Source organism: Chromobacterium sp. Ag138, from assembly GCF_055181315.1.
On sequence record NZ_JBUPWA010000001.1, the window covers coordinates 1,098,074 to 1,102,373 of the forward strand.

3 protein-coding genes and 1 pseudogene are annotated in these 4,300 nt (G+C 69.9%); all 4 read right to left on the bottom strand.

Going from position 1 to position 4,300, the window contains the following annotated elements:
- Nucleotides 1–859: branched-chain amino acid ABC transporter substrate-binding protein (locus tag ACY3GB_RS04555; protein WP_463087704.1), on the bottom strand; the 859-nt coding region annotated here is incomplete at its 3' end.
- A gap of 100 nt (nt 860–959) precedes the next feature.
- A complete protein-coding gene (locus tag ACY3GB_RS04560; protein WP_463087705.1) occupies nt 960–2,216 on the bottom strand; it encodes an NAD(P)/FAD-dependent oxidoreductase in 1,257 nt (418 codons plus the stop codon).
- Between the two features lie 3 nt (nt 2,217–2,219).
- Nucleotides 2,220–3,794, bottom strand: coding sequence for an aldehyde dehydrogenase (NADP(+)) (locus ACY3GB_RS04565; RefSeq protein WP_463087204.1), 1,575 nt, complete (start codon nt 3,792–3,794; stop codon nt 2,220–2,222).
- A 56-nt stretch (nt 3,795–3,850) separates the two neighbouring features.
- A pseudogene (locus ACY3GB_RS04570) lies at nt 3,851–4,300 on the bottom strand (dihydrodipicolinate synthase family protein); the annotation flags it as partial.

A 4,300-nucleotide genomic window follows, 5' to 3' on the forward strand; every position in this document is an offset into this window, starting at 1 on the left:
CCCCCCCCCCCCCCCCCACCGCCGAGTAATGGCCGGCCGCGTCCGCGCCGGCCAGCTGGATAAAGGTGGGGGTGTTGAGCATGTCCCCACCCATCAGCTTGGCCTTGAGGCCCAGCCGTTTCATTTGCTTGACCATGGGCGCAGCCTGGGCGTCGGCGCCGCCGTAAAACACCACGTCCGGATTGACGGCCTTCAGCGAGGTGAGGATGGCGGTGAAGTCGGTAGCCTTGTCGGTGGTGAATTCTCGGCGGGTCACCTTGCCGCCGTTGGCGGCCACCGCCTTGACGAATTCATCGGCGATGCCCTGGCCGTAGGCGGTGCGATCGTCGATGGCGACGATGGTCTTGGCCTTCATCGTTTTGACGGCGAACTGCCCCAGCGCGCCGCCTATCTGGCTGTCGCTGCCCACCAGGCGGAAGGTGGTTTTGTAGCCTTGCTGGGTATAGGCCGGGTTGGTGGCCACCGACAATTGCGGGATGCCGGCTTCTGAGTAAATGCGCGAGGCCGGGATGGACACGCCGGAGTTGAAGTGGCCGATGACGGCCTTCGCCCCGGCGTCCACCAGCCGCTGCGCCGCCTGGGTGCCGATGCGCGGATCGGCCTGGTCATCCTCGGACACCAGTTCGAACTTGATCTTCTGCCCGCCCACCACCAGTCCCTTGGCGTTGACATCGTCCACCGCCATCTTGGCGGCGTTTTCATTGTCCTTGCCATAGTGGGCCTGCGGGCCGGACATCGGCGAGGCGAAGCCTATCTTGACCACGGTATCGGCATGGGCCGCCGCCATGGCGAACGGCGCCATCATGCCGCCCAACGCCACCACCCAGTTCACTTCCGCAAACAGTTTGTTCCAAGCCATGAGATGTCTCCTTTATTGCTGCATTGACCAGGGCAAGCCACCCGGACCGCCCTGCTACCGCTCCCCCGCCGCTGCCGGTCTCTGCCAGCCTGAGGCAGGGTCAAAAACGAGATAGCCGATACGGCTGCATGTCCAGCGCCGGGGTCCGCCCCTGCAGCATGTCGCGCAGCAGCGCGCCGGTGGTGGCCGCCAGCGTAAGGCCCAGATGGCCGTGGCCGGTGGCGAACCATAGCCCCGGCTGCGGGGCCGGGCCGATGATAGGCAGGGTGTCCGGCAGCGACGGGCGGTTGCCCATCCACACTGTCATGTCTTCGGTGGAAAAATCACCGACGATGCGCCTGGCCTTGTCCAGCAGGATGTGGGCGCGGCGCCAGTCCGGCGGCGCGGCGCGGTGCGCCAGCTCCACCGTGCCGGCCAGGCGCAAGCCGGCGTTGGCCATCGGCAGGATGACGAAGCTCTCGCTGGCGCACTGGATGAAGTGGCGCAGCGCCACCCCGGCCTTGGGCAGGTTGACGTGATAGCCGCGCTCGCTTTCCAGCGGCACGCGGTATCGATGTTGTTTGACGAAGCGGTCGCTCCATACGCCGCAGGCGATCACCACCGCGTCGGCGCGCAGGCGGCCGCCGGCCGTTTCCACGCCGGCCACGCGGCCGGCCTCCGTCGCCGTGGCCAGCGCCTCGTCCCGGACAAAGCGGCCGCCCTCGCGGATAAAGGCGTCGAACAGGCCGCGGCTGAAGACATAGGGATCGTCCACATGGGACCACGCCGGCACCTTTACCGCGTAGCGCCACTCCTCGCCCACAACTCCCTCTTCTTCCACCAGCGCCTCGCGGTCCAGCGCCTGCCAGCGCACGCCATGGCGGCGCTTGGCCTCCCAGTCCGGCGCGGCGGCGTCGAACTCCTCCCGGCTGCGGTACAGCGTCAGGTTGCCGTGCCGCCGCCAGAGGTGGCCAAGACCGGCTTGGGCGATCAGCCCGGCGTAGTCGTCGTTGACCCGGCCCAGCAGCGCGGCCAGCGCCTGCGTCAGCTCCGCCACGCGGCGCGGCCGGCTGGCGGCCAGGAAGCGCAGCAGCCAGGGCGCCAGCGTGGGCAGGTAGCGCCAGCGCAGGGCCAGCGGCCCCAGCGGGTCCAGCATCCAGCCGGGCACCTTGCGCAGCACGCCGGGTTCGGCCAACGGAATCACGTCGCTGACGGCGAAAGCCCCGGCGTTGCCGTAGCTGGTTTCCATTGCTGGCTCGCCGCGGTCCAGCAGCGTCACCTCGAAACCCGCCAAGCGCAGCTGCAAGGCGGCGGCGATGCCGACCACGCCGGCGCCCACCACGATGACGGCTGCGCCGGGCGCGAGAGCGGGCGCCATGGCTCAGCCCTCCCGCCCGCCATCCAGCAGGCGGCGCAGCGCCAGCGGGTTGGCCTGTTGCAATGCCTGCGGCAGCAGCGCGTCCGGGAAGTCCTGGTAGCAGACCGGCCGCAGAAAGCGCTGGATGGCCGCCGTGCCCACCGAGGTGGCGCGCGCGTCCGAGGTGGCCGGGTACGGCCCGCCATGCACCATGGCGTCGCACACTTCCACGCCGGTGGGCCAGCCGTTCGCCAGAATGCGGCCGGCCTTGCGCTCCAGCGTGGGCAGCAGCGCGTGGGCCAGGTCCAGATCGCCTTCGTCCAATTGCAGCGTGGCGGTGAGCTGGCCTTCCAGCTGCTCGGCAAGTTGGCGGAACGCCCCCGCGTCCCGGCATCGCACGATCAAGGCGGCGGCGCCGAACACTTCGGCCCGCAACGCCGGCTTGGCCAGGTAGTCCCCGGCGTCGGCCAGCCACAGTTGGGCCTGGCACTGGTTGGGCCCAGTAGCCGGCAGGCCAGCCACCAATTGCCGGGCATGGCCGGACAGCGCGTCCACGCCGGCCTGGTAAGCGCGGAAGATGCCGGGCGTCAGCATGGTTTGCGCCGGGCTCTGCCGCAGCAGCGCGGACGAGGCGGCGATGAAGCCGTCCAACGCCGGGCCCTGCTCGGCGATGATCAAGCCGGGATTGGTGCAGAACTGTCCCGCGCCCAGCGTCAGCGAGCCGACGAAACCCTGCGCCAGCGCCTCGCCGCGCGCCCGCAGCGCCGCCGGCAGCAGAAACACCGGATTGGTGGAGCTCATTTCCGCAAACACCGGAATCGGCTCCGGCCGGCTTTGCGCCAGCCGGCACAAGGCCAGGCCGCCGCCGCGCGAGCCGGTGAAGCCTACCGCCTTGACGCGCGGATCGGCCACCAGCGCCTGCCCCGCCTCGCGGCCTTCGCCGAACAGCAGCGCGAACACGCCGGCCGGCAGTCCGCATTTTTCCGCCGCCCGCGCGATGGCCCGCCCAGCCAGCTCGCTGACGCCGGGATGGGCGCTGTGGGCCTTGACGATGACCGGGCAGCCGGCCGCCAGCGCGGAAGCGGTATCGCCGCCAGCCACTGAGAAAGCCAAGGGGAAATTGCTGGCGCCGAACACCGCCACCGGTCCCAGCGCCACCTGGCGCTGGCGCAGGTCGGCGCGCGGCAGCGGCTGGCGCTGCGGCAAGACGGGGTCTACCCTCGCGTCCTGCCACTCGCCGGCCCGCAGCGTGCGGGCGAACAGCCGCAGCTGGCCGCAGGCGCGGCCGCGCTCGCCCTGCAAGCGGGCGCGCGGCAGGCCGGTTTCAGCCATCGCGCGTTCTATCAGCGCATCGCCCAACGCTTCGATCTCGTCGGCGATGGTTTCGAGAAAGCGCGCCCGCGTTTCCGGCGCGGTTTCGCGGTAGGCGTCAAACGCCTCCCAGGCCAAGGCGCAGGCCTGCTCCACCTGTTCGCGGTCCGCGCCGGGGTAGTCCGGCTCCAGTGCTTGATCGGTGGACGGGTCTATCGCCCGGATCACCTCGCGGCGGCCTACGACGGCCTGCCCGCCGATGAGCATCTTGCCTGTCAGATTCATCATGTTTCCTGCGCAATAAGGGGCTGGCCGCGCCGCAATGGCGCGGCGGGGATGGGATGTCAGGCGACGTTCTGCTCGGCCGACCAGTTGCGGTACCACTCGCGGAACAGCGCGTACTGGGTTTCGGCATAACGGCGCTGGGCGGCGCTCAGCGCGTCGCTCTCGTTGAAATGCAGCGCGTATTCCTTGTCGCCGTTCAGCACCATCAGGTGCTTGTAATACAGCACCAAGTCGCAGCCCTCGTCGAAGGAAGACAGCACGGCCAGCGCCGATTCCAGCTCGCCAGCGCGGCGGCGGGCCACGGCGTCGCCCATGGCCGCCGCCCGGCTCAATGCCACCAGATGCAGCACTTCGCGCGGCAGCGCGTTGCCGATGCCGGTGATGGCGCCGGTGGCGTTGCAATTGACGAAGCCGTGCACCACCTGGGTGTCCACCCCCACCATCAGCGTGACTTCGTCATCCTGGGAGGTGATGTGCTCGGCGGCGTAGCGCAGGTCGGCGGCGCCGCC